The following is a 17,659-nucleotide window of genomic DNA, read 5'->3' on the forward strand; positions in this document are numbered from 1 at the left end:
ATCCCCAGGGCCTGCCGGCCATCTCCCCCCTCCAGGGGGGAGATCGGTTGTCACTGCCGCTTTCGCCAATCTCTAAACGTCGCAGGAGTGAACGGCGCGCCGAAGCTGCCAATCTCCCCACTAGAGGGGGAGATGTCCGGCAGGACAGAGGGGGGCGCGAAGGATCGCTACCCCGCCAACCTCACTCCGCCAGCGTCTTCAAAAACGCCACCAGCGCCGCGCGATCGCGATCCGAAAGCTGCAGCGGGTGGACCTCCGACACACCCTCGACAGTTGCCGGCGCCTTCGAATAATGCGCCACCACCTCGTCCAGCGAGGAAAACTGCCCGGCATGCATGTAGGGCGGACGGGTGGCGCCACCGCGCAGCGACGGCGTCTTGTAGGCGCGGACGAGTTCCGGCCCGGTCTTGACCATGAAGCGCAACTCGCGGCAGGCGCTGGCATCGCCGTCGCGAAAGGCGCCGAAACAGTTGAACGGATCGGCCTCGACCTGCGCCACCGCCTCGACGCGGCCGCGATCCGGCGGCAGGCCCGCGACCGGCGGCACGCCGGTGTTGTGGAAGCTGCCGTCGGTAAAACGCGGGCCGTTGTGGCAGGTCACGCAATTGGCCTTGCCGATGAACAATTTCAGGCCGAGGATTTCCTCCGACGAAAAGGCGGCGTCGCCTTTCGGCTCGGCGCCCGCAGCCAGGTCGAGGGCAAAGCGGTCGAAGCGTGTCTGCGGCGGCGCGATCGAGCGCTCGAAGGCGGCGATCGCCTTGCCGATATTGGCAAAGACGCGATTGACCTCCTCGGCTTGCGCCCCCGGCATGGCGTTCCAGGCCGCCCTCTCGGCATCGGTGCCGAGCGGGCTGGCATTGGCCGGCACGCCCGAAAGGTCCGGCAGCGGCCCGAAGATGCGCTCGTAGCGCTCGCCGAAGCGGGCCTTGATGTAATGCGTGAAGGCGGCGCGGTTGCCGGCCTGCTCCAGCGGATTTTCGAGCGGTGTCAGCGCTTGCGCCCACAGGCTGTCGCGCCGCCCGTCCCAGAAGAACCAGGGATCATGCGCGACGCCGGCCAGCGGCATGGTCCGCCGGTTGGTGCGGCCGACGCCGACCGCTTGCGGCAGGTCGTCCTGGAATTGGCGGTCGATCTTGTGGCAGGTCGAGCAGGATACCGTGCCGCCGCCGCTCATCCCGGTGTCGAAGAACAGCGTCGAGCCGAGTGCCGCGGCGGCCGGCACGTCGGCAAAGCGATTCGTCGTGTCGGGCTTCAGCGGCGGCAGCCTCGACAGCGCCAATGAGGCGATGGTCTGCTTCTCGGCGTCGGAAAACTCCGGTCTGCCGCAGCCGGCGAGCACCGCCACCATCACCAACGCGAGAAGACTGGAAAACCGGCTCATCTATGGCTCACAGCACCACGTTGAAGATGATAGTGTCCGAACCGGCCGCAGCGGAGATGGCAAAATGCAATTGCCACCACCCGCTCATCGTGAATTTGACGCCGTCGATGCGATAGCGCCCCGCGCCGAGGTAATCGGTCGCCTGCGGGCTGGTCGGCAGACCGTGCTTGTGCTGCGGCATGCCGCCGGAAATCGTTATCGCAGCACCTTCCACCGGCGCACCCTCGACGGTTTTGAGCGTGAGCAGCCAGGATTCCAGTTCGCCCTGCCGGATGACGCCTTTCTCGGGCTCGAAAGTCGCCGCGAACAGCTTGTTCGCCGTCGTCTTGGAACGGCCGACATCCGAGCTTGGTTGCGGCGCACGCGGCGCCGTCAGATAGACGATTGCCAGCACGCCGGCGAGCAAGGCAGCCAGGCCGAGGCCTCCAAGAAGATAACGCCATAACGATGCCAAACCCATTCCTGTTCTGCGGATAACGTTTCGCTGGGCAGATCGCGTCCCACGCCCCTGTGGGAAATCGCGCCCAGTGCAAGAATCCGCCGTCGCCAAGCATGGCGCTGCCGGCAGCAAAAAGCTACAGCACCGCAATTGCACGGATGGAGGAGTACTTCATGGCAGGAAACGGCATCGCCTCGATCGGCGAGTGCATGCTCGAGCTTTCGGGCCAGGCCGGGCCGAACTGGCGCATGGGCTTTGCCGGCGACACGTTCAACACTTTATGGGCGCTGCATGCCTTGAGCGGCGAGCGGCCGGCGACCTATGTGTCGGCCTTCGGCGACGACCCGTTCTCACGCGACCAGATCAAGTTCCTGGCCGAGAACGGCATCGGCATCGGCGCCAGCCCGGTGATAGCGGGCGCCCGCCCCGGCCTCTATGCGATCACGCTGACCGGCGCCGAACGTTCTTTCACCTATTGGCGGGCCGATGCGGCCGCAAGGCAGTTGGCTTCGGACCCAGCCGCTTTGCAGAAAAGCCTTGAAAACCAGGCGCTTGTTTATTTTTCCGGAATCACTTTGGCAATCCTCGACGACGACGCACGCACGGTGCTGCTGATGGCCGTGGCCAAGGCGCGCGCGGCCGGCTCGCTGATTGCCTTCGACCCCAATTACCGGCCGCGGCTATGGCGCCAAAGCGAGGAAGCGCAGGCCGCGATCCTCGAGGCGCTCGCCGTCGCCGACATCGCGCTCCCGACCTTTCCCGACGAGCAGATGCTGTTTGGTGATACGACACCGCAGAAAACAGCTGAACGGCTGCGAAAGCTGGTCGGCGAAGTCGTCGTCAAGAACGGCGAGGAACCGGCGCTGATCGCGCAAAACGGAACCTTGCAATCGGTGCCGGCGGTACACGTCGCCACCCCGGTCGACACCACCGGCGCCGGCGACTCCTTCAACGGCGCCTATCTCGCCGCTCGCCTTGCCAGCCATTCCCCGGCAGAGGCGGTGCTGCGCGCCCATCGCGTCGCCGCCGCCGTCGTGCAGGTGCGCGGCGCCCTGGCGCCGTTCGAGACGCTCAAGGCTGCGTTCGAGGCAACTGCTATCTGACCTTGATGACGACCTTGCCCTTGGCGCGTCCTGTTTCGACATAGGCCAGGGCGTCATTGGTCGCTTCGAATGGAAAGACCCGATCCACAACCGGGCGGATCGCGCCGGCGTCGATGAGAGCGGTGATTTTGCTCAGCTGATCGCCCTGCGCCCACATGAAAAGGAACGAAAACTGCACGCCACGGCGCCTGGCTTTGGCCCGAATTCCGCGACTCAGGAAGCGCAGCACCAGCCTCAGCATCAAGTTCAGTCCCTTTTCCCTGGCAAATTCGGGATCCGGTGGACCGGAGATGGAGATGAGCTTGCCACCCGGTTTCAGCACGCTCAGGGATTCTTCCAGTGTCTTGGCGTCCTGGCTGTTCAAGACGACATCGTAGCCCGACAGAACTTTCCCGAAGTCGTCTTTCCTGTAGTCGACGACGACATCGGCGCCGAGACTTTTGACCAGATCGGCACTCGCCGCGCTCGCGGTTGTCGCAACGGTCGCGCCGAGGTGCTTGGCTAACTGAATAGCAAATGTCCCGACGCCGCCGGAACCAGCCTGAATGAAGACCTTCTGTCCCTTCTTCAGGTTTGCCCGTTCGATGAGCGTCTGCCAGGCGGTGAGACCGACCAGGGGAATCGACGCCGCCTCTTCCATACTGAGATTCTCGGGCTTCAAGGCTACGTCGGCCTCATTCACGGCAATGAATTCGGCGAATGTCCCAATCCGGCCATCGCGCGGCCGCGCATAGACCTCGTCGCCGGCCTTGAACTTGCTGACTTTCGATCCCACGCGGATAACCTTCCCAGCCACGTCGTGGCCCAGGATGAAGGGCCGGCGGTAGGGCAAGATGAGCTTGAATTCTCCGGTTTTGACCTTGGAATCGAGCAAGTTCACCCCTGCGGCATGGACCTCGACCAAGACATCGCTTTCCTGGAGCTCCGGCTCCGGCATTTCGGCCAGCCGCAGGGTGCCCTTTTTATTATACTTATCGACAACGAATCCCTTCATGGCAGTTACTTTCTAAGAATGTCTGTTGCTGTTCGGGGACGAAACAAGCCGAACGTTTTCAGCTGCATGGCCGCCCTGCGGCAAGGCCTCAGCCTCGAGGAAGGACAGCGCCTTCGGAACAAAATCGGCGTAGTTCTGAAATATCCCGCCATGCCCGGCATCCGGATAGATGACCAGATGCGCCCCCGGGATACGCCCGGCGAGATCCTCTGCCTCGCCGTTATTCAGACCGGCAGTCGGAACTGCTTGCGCAGGCTCTTGTCGAAAATCCCCGCGGGGGCAAAGCGGCGCAGCAGGCTGACCTGGCGCGCTGCCTTGCCAGCGGTATAGCGCCGCCGCGGACGGGCATCGGTCGCTGCCTTGACAACCACATCCGCCACCACTTCCGGCCGATCGGCCTTGGGCATCACATCGCCCAGCAGCGCCTTGAGCCCGGCTCGAGCCCGATCGTATTCCTTCAACAGCGAATCCGGCTCGATGCCGTTCTGGTCGAAGACGGTGCGGACGAATGCCGGCTCGATGACGGAAACGCGGACGTTGAAGGCGCGCACCTCGTGGTCGAGCGATTCCGAATAGCCTTCGAGCGCGTGCTTGACCGCCGAGTAATGAGCTGAGTATGGCGCGGGTACCAGTCCCAGAATCGAGCCGATATTGATGATGCGCCCGTCGCCGCGCCGCCGCATCGACGGCAACACCGCATTGGTCATCCGCATGACGCCGAACAGATTGACGTCGAATAGGGCTTGTACCTGTGCGACCGAGGATTCCTCGGCGCCTCCTAGCAGACCGACACCGGCATTGTTGACCAGGAGATCGATCCGGCCGGTCTGCGCGAGCACGTTGGCAACGAGCGCATTGACGGCCGCATCATCGGTCACGTCGCATGCCAGCATGGTCACTCCGCCCGGACCATTACTGGTCTTGCGGCGACTTGTCCCGAAGACAGTGAAACCCGCCCGCGCCAAGGCCTCGGCGCTGGCGCGGCCGATGCCCGAGGAGGCTCCGGTCACGATTGCGGTCTTTTCAGAATTCCCATTCATTTTTGATGTTCCAGGTTCGAGAGGTCTAGCTTATTTCCACGAATTGAATTATGGTCGTAATATCAGGTTATGAGCATAATGCAATAGCAGGACAGGAAAGAAAGACCATGCGCTACGAAAAGGGCCGAAAAGACGCGTCACGCAGCCGGATCATGGAGGTCGCCGCCGAACGTTTTCGATCTGACGGCATCGCGGCGTCCGGGCTGGCAACCATCATGAGCGACGCCGGGCTGACGAACGGCGCCTTCTATCCGCACTTCCAGTCGAAGGCGGAGCTCGTCCGTGAAAGCGTGGCGGCGGCCTTGGACGCGCAGTCGCATCAAGTGCAGGAAGCGTTGGACGCCGGCGGCCCGGAAATGGCTATAGAGGCATATCTGTCGGCCGAGCACCGGGACAATCCTGGAAAGGGCTGTGCTTCGGCCGCGTTGTTGCCGGAAATCGCGCGGCAGCCGCCTGAAACGCGAGCCCTCTATGCCGAGCGCGCTCAATCCCTGGTGCGCCAGATAGCTGAAGCTCTGCCGCAGACGAACGATCCCGAGGGCGCTGCGTTGGGCATGTTTGCAACGCTCATCGGCGCGCTTCAACTCGCGCGCGCCGTGGAAGGGACGGAATTGTCGGATCGTATCCTTGCGGCGGGAGCAGTTGCCGCAAAGGCGCTGATCCGGCCGGTTCAAGACGAGGTGGCCCCCTGAGGGCAGCCCGGATTATTCGGCCGGCTCGAATCTACCTTGCACCAAGACTGTCTCCACCGGCCCAAGCGGATTGATGATCCGGCTCTCCAGGACTTCGATAAGTTTGCGTCCAACACCCGCCATATCCACGGAATGAACTCCGATCTTTGCCGGCAGGAAGCGTGCCAGCCGCGTGCTGTCACGGGTGACGATGTGGACGTCGCGGCCTGGTGTAAGACCCCGCTTGCCGAGAGCGTGCAACGCTCCCAGAAGGCCCAGTTCGTTGGCGCACGCCAAGCCCGTTGGCGGATCTGATGACGCCAGCAAGCGATCGAACCAGCCTGCGCTCGATTCCATGGTGAACATGCCATGACCGATCAACGATTGGTCGATCGGAATACCAGCCTCGGCCATTGCCCTTCCATACCCGGAAAGACGCATGGCACTCGCCTGGTCCTCCGGAACGAGAAGTTGCAGCGCAATGCGTCGACAGCCCTTATCCATGAGCCGCCGGGTCGCCTCGTAGGCAATCTGTTCATTGTCGACATCGACATAAGGATACGCGATATCCATGTCGGTTCTTCCAAACGCGACGAACGGCATGCGTTTATCCAGCAGCAGCTTGACGCGCGGATCAGCCGACACCAGGCGCGTGATGACCAGGCCGTCTGCGCTGCGCGCCTGAAGCTGCCGCTGCACACTCTCAACGGGATCGTCGTCGGGAGTGGTGGAATAGATGGACAGACTATAACCGGCTTGCCGCGCCGCCAGCGTCATGCCTTCGATTAAAGGAAGCTTCAACAGATCGGACAGATGGTCTCGTGTTTCCATCGGGAGTACGGCCGTCAGCGTCTGCGTTCGACCGGTTTTGAGCGCGCGACCATGATGATTTGGTAAGTAGCCGACCCGCTTAGCCGCCTCCTTGACGCGGGCTATGGTCGAGGGCTGCACTTCCGGTCCATCTTTCAGAGCGCGGGAAACCGTGGTCACCGACAGGGAAAGTTCCGCGGCGATCTGCTTTAGATTGGCCATTGTTCGCCCGACTTCATTTGCGAAAGCGCCGGCTGATTTGCTGACCGCCATAACGTTACCGAATTCGACATCCCGGTCAATCGAAACTCCCGTAGGAAGCAGCTTGACTCCAGCGCATTGAGATGCAATCGTAACGTTACGATTACAAAATAATGGCTCTTTTGAGCGATGTTTGATAAAGTTGGGGAGGAGAACCTATGTCCTGGCTACGCATTTCCTTAACAGCATTCGCAATCTCGGCTGCCCTGCCCGTTCATGCGCAAACAGTCACCATCACGACGGCAGGTGGGGATTATGGTAACGCCATGAAGGAAGCCATGTGGGGCCCTGCTGCAAAAGAGCTTGGCTATGATGTCCGCGAGGAGACCCTAAGCGACGGCCTGGCCGCCTTGAAGATGCAGGTCACCTCGGGTGCGGTCACGACCGACGTCATTCACCTGGGCTCACCGGAAGGTGCACAGGCCGCCGCACAATCGCTGCTGGAGCCACTCGACTACAAGATCATCGATCCGAAATCCGTCCCGGAGGGTGCGAAGTCCGACTACTGCTATCCGTTTGACTCCTATGGCACCGTCATGTCGTGGAACACCAAGACCTATGGCGAGAACCCGCCGAAGACATGGGCGGAATTCTGGGATGTTGCCAAATTTTCTGGCCGTCGCGCGTTGCGCGCCAATGCGCAAGACTCGATCGAGATCGCGCTGCTCTCCGATGGCGTGGCACCGGCGGACGTCTATTCCGTGCTCAGCACGCCGGAAGGGCTAGAGCGCGCCATCAAGCGGCTTGAAGCGATCAAACCAGATGTCGCCGTGTGGTGGACCTCGGGCGCTCAGTCCGCGCAGTTGCTGAAAGACGGTGAAGCGGATTTGGTCATTACCTGGAACGGACGCGCCCAGACCGTGAAAGCAGATGGCGGCGCGGCTGACTACACGTTCAAGGGTTCGGTCATCGGCACGGACTGCCTTGGGGTGCCGAAGGGAGCGCCGAACAAGGAAGCCGCGATGAAGCTCATCGCAGCGATGACGCAGCCCGCGCGGGTTGCGAAGCTGACCGATTTCATTGCCTACGGCCCAGTCAATCCTGCGGCATATGAGGGTGGCCTTATTCCCGAGGACCGTCTGAAGACCCTTGCGACCGCGCCTGAAAATGCTGGCACTTCGGTGTTTTCCAATTCAGAATGGTGGGTCAAGAATGGCGAGGCTGCCCAAAGAGCCTTCGATGAAATGATGGCCCGCTGACTCTCAGCTCTAACGCATGTCGCGCAAAAATGTGCAGCGCGCGACAACGACATGCATGAAAACAAGAACCTAAAGCGCGTCGCGTGAAGCCAGTCGAACGCGACGCGCTTCAAGGCTGGAGCACATGATGAAGTCGCTCGCGATCACCATCGAAAGCGTGCACAAGGCTTATGGGTCCTACGTCGCACTGGATGATGTTTCGCTCGACATCCAGGCTGGCGAATTCCTCACGCTGCTAGGGCCATCGGGATCGGGCAAGACCACGTTACTCATGGCTCTGGCCGGTTTTGTCCGGCCGGATTCCGGTAAACTTTTCTTGGGCGATCGAGACATCACCCGCCTGCCGCCCAACAAACGAGACATCGGCATAGTATTCCAGAATTACGCCTTGTTTCCCCACATGAATGTCATGGCGAACGTCGCGTATCCGCTGGTGCTGCGCAAGGTACCGAGAGCGGAGGCGCGTCAGCGGGCGCTTGATACCTTGGCCCGCGTGAAGCTGGATGGTCTGGCGGAGCGCAATATTGCCGCACTATCCGGCGGCCAACGTCAACGGGTGGCATTGGCGCGGGCTATCGTCTTCGAACCGCGCGTGATGTTGATGGACGAGCCGCTGTCGGCGCTCGACAAGAACCTGCGCGAGAGCATGCAGTATGAGATCCGGCGTCTGCATGATCATCTACGGATCACCACAATCTATGTAACCCACGACCAGCGCGAAGCGCTGATTATGTCTGACCGGATTGCGGTGATGAATTCTGGCCGCATCCAGCAGATAGATACGCCGCAGCGGATTTATGATCGTCCATCGACCCGCTTCGTCGCGGAGTTCATGGGCGAGGCCAACATTGTGGCCCCGGGCTCAGCGCGCAGAATCGACGGCGCCGAAGCATCACGCGAAACTCTGATGATCCGCGCCGAAAGCTTCCATCTTGATGCGAAGCTCGTCGGGGGAGACGGAGTGGCTCTCGAAGGAATACTGCGCGCCAAAGCGTTCCGCGGCGAGAACTGGCTTTTGACGCTGGCGCTTGACGGCGGGCAAGAGGTTCTTGTCTGCATTCCGGCAGCGCTGGCCGGCGGCTGCGCCGAGCTTGCCGCCGGTCAGCGGATGACCGCATATGCACCAGCAGCGAAGGTTCACGCGATACCGGGAGCGATGGCGTGATCGTCGTCCGGGACCCGGCGCTCGCGGCGGATGCGCGGCGCGAGCGGCGGTTTTTTCTTTCACTTTCGCTCCCGGCGCTGTTCATCGTTGGACTGGCGGCGATACTGCCCATCCTTTGGATCATCCGGCAATCCTTCCTGACCACCGGGGGTGAGTACACCGTCGGCAACTACGAGAAGGTCCTTTCGAGCGGACTGACGTGGTCGGCGCTCGTCACGACCCTCGAACTGTCCTTGGGTACGCTGGCGGGCTGCATTCTCCTCGGCACTCCTCTGGCGCTGGCGCTGGCCAGCGTCAGACCAAGGCTGGCCAACGTGCTCATGGCGTTCGTCATGCTGCCGCTGTGGACCTCTATTCTGGTGCGTACCTATGGTTGGCTCGTGCTCTTGCGGCGCGACGGCCTGATCAACGCGGCTTTGACCGGTTCAGGCCTGACGGCGGAGCCATTGCCGCTGGTCTACAACTTCACGGGAACGCTCATCGGCATGGTGCACTACATGCTGCCACTTTTTCTGCTGCCTGTTTATGCTGCGATGCGCGATATCGACCCAAATCTCATTCGCGCGGCTGCGAGCATGGGAGCCACTCTCAGGCAGGTCATCCGCACAGTCATTATGCCGCTTTCGGCGGGCGGCATCTTCTCGGGTTCGATCATCGTCCTCATCTACGCCATAGGTTTTTTCATCACGCCGGCGGTGCTTGGCGGCGGCAAGGTAAATCCGCTCTCTACCCGGATCGAGCGTACACTATCGACCTTTCAGGACTGGGGGTCGGCAAGCGTCCTGGGCATTCTGCTCCTCGTTCTTATGGCGCTGATCGGTGTGATGTTGCTGGCGGCACGCCGTCTGGTGGCCCAGAACACCGTGGAAGCCTCCCATGCTTGAAGCCTATCCGCAAAACAGGCTCGCCCGCATTTTGCTCTGGAGCTTTGCCGCTCTTGTCATGGCATTTCTGATGCTGCCGACGCTCGTGGTGGTGCCGCTTTCCTTTTCGGCGTCGAATCTCCTCGAGTTTCCGCCGCACGCCTACTCGTTGCGCTGGTACGAGAACTTCTTCGGCTCGGCAACGTGGATGGCCGCGCTCAGAACGAGTTTGATCCTCGGGACGTTGACGGCGTTGATCGCGGTGCCTTTCGCGCTGCTCGCCTGCATTTCAATGAATCGGCTGGGCGGAAAGACCGCTGCGGCCATCCAGAGCGTCCTGCTGACCCCCTCGATCACCCCAGGTATCCTGCTTGCGATCGGTCTCTTCTTTGTGTTGGCCGCACAACATCTGATCGGAACGCTATTCGGTGTGCTGGTCGGACATGTGGTGCTGGCCGTTCCGGTCGCCTGCATTGTGTTGCTACCCGCTCTCGCCCGCTTTGACTGGAACCAGGTTCAGGCGGCGCGCAGCCTCGGTGCAAACTGGGCCAGGTCCATTGGCGGAATCATCGTTCCGCAACTTCGGATCAGCTTGCTGTCAGCGACATTGATGGCGTTCCTGACTTCGCTCGACGAGTCTGTGATTTCGATCTTCATCGCAAGTGGTCGCAATAGCACGATGCCGAAGCTTATGTTCCTGTCGCTGCGCGATCAGATCGATCCGACCATTGCGGCGATCTCGACATTGTGGACCGTCATCGTCGTGGCCGTGGTCCTGATTGTGACCCTTCGCCAAAAATCCTGACCGAGACTGGAAACATGCCCACCAATTACCATGCAGCCGACGATCTGACGGATCATTCGACGGACATCCCTCAGGTAGGGTTGGCCATCATCACCGGGTCGGCAAACTGGGGGCTTGCCTTCCCGGAAGATGTCGAATTCGATGGTGTGCGCACCTTGCGGCGCGACATGAGTTTTGAAACACCTTTCGGTCGCACCGACAACTGGAAGCTGCTCGAGTTCGATGCGTCGATCACAGCCGAAGGGAGAGCAAAACGCGCGCTGTGCATGTATTCGCACGGCAATCCCCGCGACCGTATCGACCATTCCTGCCATCGCCGCGCGTTCTGGGTATTGATGCGGGCGGGTGTACGGCAAGTTCTCGCCTGCTCGACTGTAGGCGCCGTCAACAAGGCGATCCAGCCGGGCGACATGGTGGTGACCGCCGATATCATTGAACTGACGCAGACCCCGTTTTCACTGCTTCCTGACCGTCAGAGCTTTGACTGTTCGGGCAAGCAAATCGTGTGTCCAAGATGTGCGGCGGTTCTGGTCGAAACGGCCCGCCGTCATTGGCCAGCCGAATGCCGCGTTTATGGCATCGAACAGCAGTTGGTGGCTGCCCATTGTTATGGGCCCCGGCTGACAACACCTGCCGAAGCCTTGGCATATCGGGGCATGGGGGCGGATGTACTCAACCATTCCATCGCCCCTGAGGCGACCTTGTCGCGCGAGATCGGCGCGTGTTTCGTGCCTTGCGCGTTCGTGACGGCGGGCTTCAACGACTATATGGATCGTAATCGCCAGAAATTGCTGCAGGAGGACGTGCTGCCCAGTCTCTCCATGACAGCCTCGCGGGTCGCGCTGGAGACCGCCGCGCGACTTCCCGCTGATCCAGAATGCTCCTGTCACGGCTTGAAGTCGCCTCAGCCGAAAGAACGCTCCAGCCGGTTCTGAGATAACCCGCCAGATAGCTGAAGCTCTGCTGCCGACCAAGGATCCCGAGGGCGCTGCATTGGGCGTGTTTGCGACGTTCGAAACGCTGAGGGCGGCGTTTGAGGATTAGGGTCAAAACTCAATCAGACTGGCTGCCGCCAGTGGCCCAGATGGGCGGAACTTGCCGTTTGAATTAGTCGGCGGGAATGGGCACAGAGCGCCATTTGCTGACAATCATGGCGCTTCACCATTGCGGTCGTTCTCGCTACGACCTGATGCGGACCCGAAGCGGATGGTCGTTTGATCCGGTTAAACTCAACGCGCCACCCTACCACGTGCGCCATCTCGAGACGTTCGCGAAAACCTCCACGTCGGTCGCGACTCGACCATGGAGCGGAAGTACAGGCGAAGTACTGTTTCGTTCGAGATGGCCTGGTTCAATCTCCAGCATCCTCCTCCTGCCATACTGGCCGGAGCGAGTGCCGGCCGCGAGCGAGTGGCCTTTGAGCGTAGCTCAGAGCGTCTTGCTCATCATCAGGATCGGAACCGGAGCGCCGCCACGGTCATCGACGAATTTCTCGGCGGGTTGGTAGCCGCAGGCTCGATAGAGCGGCTCTCCTGCCATCGTGGCTGCCAGATCGGCACGGCGGAAGCCCTCAGCCTTAGCGGCACGTTCACACAGCGAAAGGATAAGGCGGCCGACGCCTCGCCGGACAAAGTCCGGATGCGTATACATGGCTCTGATACGCGCCGCGTCCGTGGCTGGATCAAGCAGTGCCGCGTTGCGTCCCGGTGACTGATCACCACCATACATGGTCGTGCGCCGGCTCCAGCCACCGCAGCCTGCCAGGACGCCGTCGTGCTCCACGACGAAATAGGTGCCATCATCGACAAGCTGGGTGTCCAGCCCCATGATTGCGCGGCTGGATCGGATCTGGTCATCGTCGAGAAACGGTTTCTGGAGTTCGGAGATCGCTGCATCCATGAGCGCAATCATGGAGGCGAGGTCCTCGCGTCGCGCTATCCGGTGCCGAAAGTCTTCACTGGCCATGTTCAAGCACACCATGAGGCGAAACAAACGCACGATATGGCGAATTTCGTTCCGTCAGAAGACCAAAATATTCGCTGCTGCGGCAGCCTTGGGACGCCTGTCGACAGCAGGCCGAAGGTATAACCAATGACAGTCATTCTGGCAGCCCCGCCATGCGATAACCTTCCACGATATGCCGGCGCACGTCTTCGGCTGGGAATGGCTGCGAATCCGACCAGTGCCGGATAGTGAAGTGCGGATTGCTTATCATGAACATTTTCGCCTCCCAGCGCGCTTCCTCCAAACGGCCAAGTTGCGCAAGGCTTGCTGCAAGAAGGCGTCGTGAAGTCGTGCGATAGGTTTCGGGCCTGCGCAGCGTTTGGATCGCGGATTCGTAGTCGCCCATGGCATATTGGGCCTGGCCCAACATCCAGTAATACCAACCGGGCGGGTGAGGATTTAGTCGCAGTGCCCTGCGGACCTGCTCTATGGCTTCGGCAGGTCGGCCCTTTTCCGTCGTCAACTCGGCCTGCATTGCCCAAGCGTCGGCGTGGTTGGGGTCCAACTCGTGGGCAGCATCGAATTCGGCATCCGATTCCACCCAGCGACTCTCATGTCCAAGTATGACGCCCAATACCCATCTGTTCCCGGCGTCGTTCGGGTCGAGTTCGACCGCCAGCTGTGCTTCGGCGAGCGCTCTTGCGCGGTTGGGGTCCATCGGTTCGTCCCAGAACTCCCAGCCCAGCCAGAGGTTGAGTGCCAGCCAACGGTGCGCCTCCGCGTATTCCGGGTCGAGCGCGATTGCCCGGTCTAGCAGCAAAATGGCCTCTTTCGCGGTGAGCGCCGTTTGCAGGCCAAGGACCCGGGCACGCACACAGAGATCATAGGCCTCCAGGTTGCTCGGTCTGTTGCGCGCCGGCGCGGCGATCAGGCGGCCAACCAGAGCCTCGACAATCTTGCCGGTCACCTCGTCCTGAACGGCGAAGATATCTTCTAGGCTCCGGTCGAATCTTTCGGCCCAAAGGTGGTCACCCGCGATCGCGTCGATCAGTTGGGCGTTGATACGCACCCGTCCAGCGGCCCGCCGTGCACTACCTTCAAGAAGATGGCGAACTCCCAGTTCTCGCGCGATGCGACGCACATCCACGTGCCTGCCTTTGTATGCAAATGCCGAGTTGCTGGCGATGACGAACAACTCGCTTGTCCTCGACAGATCCGTGATCAAGTCTTCGGTGAGGCCATCGACAAATGCCTCCTGCTCCGGATCATTGCTCATGTTCGTAAAGGGGAGGACGGCAATGGAGGGCTTGGCGGGGAGCTGCAGAGGCGCTTTCTCCGCGAGCCCGCCATCGTCCGATGCGGTCGACAGCCGGATCCGGTAGACAGACACCGGTTCGGTGACGTTCTTGATCGCTTGCGGACCAAGTTCGTCGAAGCCGCAATCGAGCTTCCGCTTGACTTGGTCGTAGACGCTGCCGGACACACAGACATCTCCTGCCCCGGCCATTGCCTGGAGCCGCACTGCGACAATAACGCCGTCGCCGAACAGATCGCCGTCCTCGACAACGACATCGCCCAGATTGATGCCGATATGCAGGTAGATTCTCCGGTCGGCGGTCACACCCTCGTTTGCGGCCGCCATCCGCTTCTGAAGGTCCACGGCGCATGACACGGCGTTCACCGCGCTTCCGAACTCGACCAGAACGCCATCACCCATCACTTTCACAATACGGCCATGACGGTCGCGGACGAGTGGTTCGAGGATTTCCTTCCTCCTCCTCCTTAAAGCGGCCAACGTTCCTTGCTCGTCCAGGTCCAGAAGTCGACTGTAGCCCACCACGTCGGCAGCCAATATGGCGGCAAGGCGGCGTTGGGCGCGTTCTTCGGCCATTTCGCGTTGCTTTCATTGAAAGCAGAAAAGCGAACTTTATGCCGCCCATTTCAAAAGTCTATCAGGTTGACTTCGAGGCTCGATCGCCAAGCAGCTACATAGGGTGATCGCGCCTGTCGATTGTCCCCACTGGGGTCACGACTTGCGCTTGGGGCTCGTCTTGGAGAAGGTCAGCAAGGGGCCAGTGCCGAGTGCCGCAAATGTCGGCTATCGGGCAGTGAAATGGGCTGACGAAGGGCAGCTCAGGGTCAACTTGCGTCGTCAGGGCTCTCGGCGTCAAAGGTCCGAGAGGGTTCGAAGTCGGTCGTTCAGAGTGATTGCGTTTTGACTCCAGAGCGCCGCGCGTCATTGGACGCGCAAAGGATGCTATAACACTTTGAATTTTGCATGATCCTTTCCGAACCGGAGGTCAGCGCAGCAAAACCATGCCGGTTTCCGGGGGTCATGCCCTAAGGCAGCCTGAACCGGTATTCCGTCACGTGATGATAGATCTGGCCCGGCCACAGCGTGGCTTGCGGGAAATAGGGCCGGTTGGGCGCATCCGGCCAGATTTGCGGTTCCAGGCAGAAGCCTGAAAACGCCTTGTACTGGCGTCCGCCCAGTCCAGGCGAGGACGGCGCCAGATACTGGCCGGTATAGAGCTGGACGCCCGGCTCGGTCGTCCAGAGCTCCATCTCGACGCCGGAATTCGCGCCTTGCGCCCACGACGCCTGCTTCAGCGGCCCGCGCGTCGAAGCGAGGCAGAAATTCTGGTCGTAGGGGAGTTGCTCGCCCTCGGTCTCCATGCGCAGCGGCCGCGCCTGGCGAAAGTCGAAAGGTGTGCCGTCGACCGGCTTTACCGTGCCTGTCGGAATGAGATCCGCGTCGACCGGCAGATAGGCGCCGGCATTCAGCATCAACCGGTGATCGAGAATGTCGCCGGCGCCGCCGTCGTCCAGGTTGAAATAGGAATGCTGGGTGAGATTGCAGAGCGTCGGCTCCTCGCAGGTGGCGGTCAGTTCGACGCTGAGCGTGCCGGGGATCTTGAGCCGGTAGGTGCAGGTCACGTCGAGCGCGCCGGGAAAGCCCATCATGCCGTCCGGGTCGTGCAATGTCAGCGTGACAAAATCCCTGCCATGCAGCGAAACCGCCCAGGCACGGCGCGAAAAACCTTGCGAACCGCCATGCAGCGTGTGCTTTTCGAGGAAATTGCGCTCGGTCTGGTAGCGTTTGCCGGCAAGCGTGAAGCGGCCGTCGCGGATACGGTTGGCATAGCGCCCGACGACAGTGCCGAAGAAGGCGGTATCCGTCTCATAGTGCTCGAAACGATCATAGCCGAGCACCAATGGCGCCTCGTGCCCGGCCAGGTGCAGATCCTGGATGATCGCACCCAGGCCGATAATATTGGCGGTAAGGCCGCCGCCACGAATGGTGAAACGGCGGACTTCCTCGCCCGCCTGCGTCGTGCCGAAAACCTCGCCGTCCTTCATCGCCATGCTCGCAAGTTCGTTGCTCGACGCCAGCCTGGCCTTTTCCGAAGCGGCTCAGGGTCTTTTTCGGTATTACCGCATGAGGCTTCTAGAGACCAAGTCCGCCGATGCAGACATATTTGGTGTCGAGATAGTCCTCGATGCCCTGATGGCCGCCTTCCTTGCCGAGGCCCGATTCCTTGACGCCGCCGAACGGCGCCTCAGGGGTGGTGATGAGCCCTTCATTGACGCCGACCATGCCGTATTTGAGCCCTTCCATGACCCGGAAGGCGCGGCCGAGATCGCCGGTGTAGAAGTAGCAGGCCAGGCCGAATTCGGTGTCGTTGGCGAGTGCCACGGCCTCTTCCTCGGTCTCGAACTTGAACACCGGCGCTACCGGGCCAAAGATCTCTTCCTTCATGAAGCGCATCCTCGGCGTCGCATTGGCGATCACCGTCGGCTGGAAGAACGAGCCGCCGAGCGCGTGGCGCTTGCCGCCGGCGACGACCTTGCCGCCCTTGGCGGTAGCGTCGGCAATCAGCTCCTCGACCTTCTCCACCGCCTTTTCGTCGATCAGCGGCCCCTGCTGGACGCCGTCTTCGAGGCCGGAACCGACCTTCAGGCCGTCGCTCGCGGCAGCCAACTTTTCGACGAACTGGTCATAGATGCCGGCCTGCACCAGGAAGCGGTTGGTGCAGACGCAGGTCTGGCCGGAATTGCGGTACTTGGCGGTGATGGCGCCAGCGACGGCCCGCTCGATGTCGGCGTCGTCGAAGACGATGAACGGCGCATTGCCACCGAGCTCCATCGACACTTTCTTGACGGTCACCGACGACTTCTGGATCAGGATCTTGCCGACCTCGGTCGAGCCGGTGAAGGTGATCTTCTTGACCAGCGGGTTGGCACAGATCTCGTCGCCGATCTCACCGGCGGCGCCGGTCAGGATATTGATCACGCCTTTGGGGAAGCCGACTTCCTCGGCAAGCGCGCCCCAGGCAAGGCCGGAGTAAGGCGTCTGCGACGCCGGCTTAACCACGGCGGTACAGCCGGCGGCAAGCGCCGGACCGAGCTTGCGGGCCAGCATCGAGGACGGGAAATTCCATGGCGTAATAGCGGCGATGACGCCGACCGGTTCCTTGGTCACCAGGATACGGCGGTCCGCCCAGGGCGACGGCACGACGTCGCCATAAGTGCGGCGGCCTTCTTCGGCGAACCACAATATGTAGGACGCGGCCGAGCCGATCTCGCCCTTCGATTCGAACAGCGACTTGCCCTGCTCGATGGTTAGTAGTTCGGCCAGCACGTCCTGATTGTCCATCATCGCGTCGTGCAGCTTGCGCAACAGCTTCGAGCGTTCGAGCGCGGTGGTCTTGCGCCATGTCTTGAAGGCAGCGTCGGCGGCCTCGATGGCGCGGCGGGTCTCGGCCTTGCCCGACTTCGGCACGGTGCCGATCTTGAGGCCGGTGGCAGGATTGTTGACGTCGACCGTCTGGCCTGAATCGGCCTGCACCCATTCGCCATTGATGAGATTGGCCTGCCGCATGAAATGGCTGGTTTTCTGAAGCATGATCTCGCCTCCGTTCGGCACCTGGCGGGCCGGTCGCTGATTTCGTGAATGGACGTGCGCGATAGCATCGCTAGAGCC

At 61.4% G+C, this 17,659-nt stretch carries 16 protein-coding genes and 1 pseudogene; 7 read left to right on the plus strand and 10 right to left on the minus strand.

The annotated features are described in order from the left end of the window. Positions 1-181 precede the first annotated feature (181 nt). Complete coding sequence (locus NKI58_RS19340) at positions 182-1,381, minus strand: cytochrome-c peroxidase (RefSeq protein ID WP_352786961.1); 1,200 nt, start codon at positions 1,379-1,381, stop codon at positions 182-184. 7 nt (positions 1,382-1,388) lie between these two features. Beyond that, the gene (locus tag NKI58_RS19345; protein ID WP_352786992.1) at positions 1,389-1,835 is read right to left on the minus strand and encodes a FixH family protein; all 447 of its coding nucleotides are present in this window, start codon (positions 1,833-1,835) and stop codon (positions 1,389-1,391) included. Positions 1,836-1,993: 158 nt separating this feature from the next. On the opposite strand from NKI58_RS19345, the gene NKI58_RS19350 reads away from it, so the two are divergent. Beyond that, positions 1,994-2,923, plus strand: coding sequence for a sugar kinase (locus NKI58_RS19350; RefSeq protein ID WP_352786962.1), 930 nt, complete (start codon positions 1,994-1,996; stop codon positions 2,921-2,923). On the opposite strand, the gene NKI58_RS19355 is transcribed toward NKI58_RS19350, so the two are convergent. The 3 genes and pseudogenes from NKI58_RS19355 to NKI58_RS19365 all read right to left on the minus strand — a co-directional run bounded on the left by NKI58_RS19355 (position 2,916) and on the right by NKI58_RS19365 (position 4,957). Then, positions 2,916-3,917, minus strand: a complete 1,002-nt coding sequence (locus NKI58_RS19355) for an NADP-dependent oxidoreductase (protein ID WP_352824979.1) — start codon at positions 3,915-3,917, stop codon at positions 2,916-2,918. The two genes, NKI58_RS19350 and NKI58_RS19355, sit on opposite strands and share 8 nt — an antisense overlap. 90 nt (positions 3,918-4,007) lie before the next feature. Further along, a pseudogene (locus tag NKI58_RS19360) lies at positions 4,008-4,124 on the minus strand (alpha/beta fold hydrolase); the annotation flags it as partial. A gap of 17 nt (positions 4,125-4,141) precedes the next feature. Then, on the minus strand, positions 4,142-4,957 hold the full coding sequence (locus NKI58_RS19365; protein WP_352587764.1) for an oxidoreductase: 816 nt from the start codon (positions 4,955-4,957) through the stop codon (positions 4,142-4,144). A gap of 107 nt (positions 4,958-5,064) precedes the next feature. On the opposite strand from NKI58_RS19365, the gene NKI58_RS19370 reads away from it, so the two are divergent. Beyond that, entirely contained in the window at positions 5,065-5,649 is a 585-nt protein-coding gene (locus NKI58_RS19370; RefSeq protein ID WP_352587761.1) for a TetR/AcrR family transcriptional regulator, read from the plus strand. A 12-nt stretch (positions 5,650-5,661) separates the two neighbouring features. Here the strand turns inward: NKI58_RS19370 and NKI58_RS19375 are convergent, their stop codons facing one another. Beyond that, the gene (locus tag NKI58_RS19375; RefSeq protein ID WP_352587758.1) at positions 5,662-6,711 is read right to left on the minus strand and encodes a LacI family DNA-binding transcriptional regulator; all 1,050 of its coding nucleotides are present in this window, start codon (positions 6,709-6,711) and stop codon (positions 5,662-5,664) included. 146 nt (positions 6,712-6,857) lie between these two features. On the opposite strand from NKI58_RS19375, the gene NKI58_RS19380 reads away from it, so the two are divergent. From NKI58_RS19380 to NKI58_RS19400, 5 genes are all read left to right on the plus strand, one after another. Further along, on the plus strand, positions 6,858-7,898 hold the full coding sequence (locus tag NKI58_RS19380) for an ABC transporter substrate-binding protein (protein WP_023676450.1): 1,041 nt from the start codon (positions 6,858-6,860) through the stop codon (positions 7,896-7,898). Between the two features lie 127 nt (positions 7,899-8,025). Beyond that, positions 8,026-9,063, plus strand: a complete 1,038-nt coding sequence (locus NKI58_RS19385) for an ABC transporter ATP-binding protein (protein WP_352568997.1) — start codon at positions 8,026-8,028, stop codon at positions 9,061-9,063. Next, positions 9,060-9,947, plus strand: a complete 888-nt coding sequence (locus tag NKI58_RS19390; protein WP_352644745.1) for an ABC transporter permease — start codon at positions 9,060-9,062, stop codon at positions 9,945-9,947. The genes NKI58_RS19385 and NKI58_RS19390 overlap by 4 nt, the downstream gene beginning before the upstream one ends. Next, positions 9,940-10,731 (plus strand): ABC transporter permease, encoded by a 792-nt coding sequence (locus NKI58_RS19395; protein WP_352624600.1) that lies wholly within the window; start codon positions 9,940-9,942, stop codon positions 10,729-10,731. Before NKI58_RS19390 ends, NKI58_RS19395 begins: the two co-directional genes overlap by 8 nt. Before the next feature lie 14 nt (positions 10,732-10,745). After that, positions 10,746-11,666, plus strand: coding sequence for a phosphorylase family protein (locus NKI58_RS19400; protein ID WP_023676454.1), 921 nt, complete (start codon positions 10,746-10,748; stop codon positions 11,664-11,666). Positions 11,667-12,159: 493 nt separating this feature from the next. Here NKI58_RS19400 and NKI58_RS19405 read toward each other — a convergent pair whose 3' ends face one another. The 4 genes from NKI58_RS19405 to NKI58_RS19420 form a co-directional block, all read right to left on the minus strand. Further along, positions 12,160-12,642, minus strand: coding sequence for a GNAT family N-acetyltransferase (locus tag NKI58_RS19405; RefSeq protein WP_352454573.1), 483 nt, complete (start codon positions 12,640-12,642; stop codon positions 12,160-12,162). A gap of 187 nt (positions 12,643-12,829) precedes the next feature. Continuing rightward, on the minus strand, positions 12,830-14,566 hold the full coding sequence (locus tag NKI58_RS19410) for an adenylate/guanylate cyclase domain-containing protein (protein ID WP_352786964.1): 1,737 nt from the start codon (positions 14,564-14,566) through the stop codon (positions 12,830-12,832). 449 nt (positions 14,567-15,015) lie between these two features. Next, complete coding sequence (locus NKI58_RS19415) at positions 15,016-16,041, minus strand: aldose epimerase family protein (protein WP_352470329.1); 1,026 nt, start codon at positions 16,039-16,041, stop codon at positions 15,016-15,018. Positions 16,042-16,123: 82 nt separating this feature from the next. Beyond that, entirely contained in the window at positions 16,124-17,581 is a 1,458-nt protein-coding gene (locus NKI58_RS19420) for an NAD-dependent succinate-semialdehyde dehydrogenase (protein WP_352644749.1), read from the minus strand. Positions 17,582-17,659 lie beyond the last annotated feature (78 nt).

This window comes from Mesorhizobium sp. M0522 (genome assembly GCF_040321085.1).
Taxonomy (GTDB): domain Bacteria; phylum Pseudomonadota; class Alphaproteobacteria; order Rhizobiales; family Rhizobiaceae; genus Mesorhizobium.

Bases quoted from the DNA above. Each gene is read 5' to 3' on its own strand.
- NKI58_RS19340 (WP_352786961.1), bottom strand. From the start codon at position 1,381: ATGAGCCGGTTTTCCAGTCTTCTCGCGTTGGTGATGGTGGCGGTGCTC.
- NKI58_RS19350 (WP_352786962.1), top strand. From the start codon at position 1,994: ATGGCAGGAAACGGCATCGCCTCGATCGGCGAGTGCATGCTCGAGCTT.
- NKI58_RS19355 (WP_352824979.1), bottom strand. From the start codon at position 3,917: ATGAAGGGATTCGTTGTCGATAAGTATAATAAAAAGGGCACCCTGCGG.
- NKI58_RS19365 (WP_352587764.1), bottom strand. From the start codon at position 4,957: ATGAATGGGAATTCTGAAAAGACCGCAATCGTGACCGGAGCCTCCTCG.
- NKI58_RS19370 (WP_352587761.1), top strand. From the start codon at position 5,065: ATGCGCTACGAAAAGGGCCGAAAAGACGCGTCACGCAGCCGGATCATG.
- NKI58_RS19375 (WP_352587758.1), bottom strand. From the start codon at position 6,711: ATGGCGGTCAGCAAATCAGCCGGCGCTTTCGCAAATGAAGTCGGGCGA.
- NKI58_RS19380 (WP_023676450.1), top strand. From the start codon at position 6,858: ATGTCCTGGCTACGCATTTCCTTAACAGCATTCGCAATCTCGGCTGCC.
- NKI58_RS19385 (WP_352568997.1), top strand. From the start codon at position 8,026: ATGAAGTCGCTCGCGATCACCATCGAAAGCGTGCACAAGGCTTATGGG.
- NKI58_RS19395 (WP_352624600.1), top strand. From the start codon at position 9,940: ATGCTTGAAGCCTATCCGCAAAACAGGCTCGCCCGCATTTTGCTCTGG.
- NKI58_RS19400 (WP_023676454.1), top strand. From the start codon at position 10,746: ATGCCCACCAATTACCATGCAGCCGACGATCTGACGGATCATTCGACG.
- NKI58_RS19405 (WP_352454573.1), bottom strand. From the start codon at position 12,642: ATGATTGCGCTCATGGATGCAGCGATCTCCGAACTCCAGAAACCGTTT.
- NKI58_RS19410 (WP_352786964.1), bottom strand. From the start codon at position 14,566: ATGGCCGAAGAACGCGCCCAACGCCGCCTTGCCGCCATATTGGCTGCC.
- NKI58_RS19415 (WP_352470329.1), bottom strand. From the start codon at position 16,041: ATGGCGATGAAGGACGGCGAGGTTTTCGGCACGACGCAGGCGGGCGAG.
- NKI58_RS19420 (WP_352644749.1), bottom strand. From the start codon at position 17,581: ATGCTTCAGAAAACCAGCCATTTCATGCGGCAGGCCAATCTCATCAAT.